1 pseudogene is annotated in these 375 nt (G+C 60.5%); it reads right to left on the bottom strand.

The features are described from left to right. Window positions 1–305: pseudogene (locus ACE04I_RS07300) on the bottom strand (ABC transporter permease); the annotation flags it as partial. Between the last annotated feature and the right edge of the window lie 70 nt (window positions 306–375).

Below are 375 nucleotides of genomic sequence, written 5' to 3'. Positions count from 1 at the left end.
CCGACGACGTCGGCGACCGGCTTGTTGTAGTACATGCTGTAGCCGAAATCGCCCTCGGTGATGATCCCTTTGATCCAGTTGACGTATTGGATGACGAGCGGCTTATCGAGGCCGTGCTCGGCGCGATAGGCCTGCGCCTGCGCCTCGGCCTGGGCGTAAGATGCTCCGCTCTGATTGATGAGCTGCGAACGGATATAGTCGGCATAGTCGCCAGGCGGCGCCTGGATGATCGCGAAAGTCACCACACTCAGGACGAAGAGCACGGGGATCGCAGACGCAATGCGCATGAGCAGGAATCGTAACATCGGACGGTTCGCTTCTCCTTGCGGCCAGTCACGCTTTCTCGCTGCAACCGGCTTGTTGGTCCCGTGCGGG

This window comes from Rhizobium moroccans, from assembly GCF_057559155.1.
The sequence above is the reverse complement of the archived record's forward strand: the minus strand, read 5'-3'. Positions and strand labels throughout refer to the sequence as shown.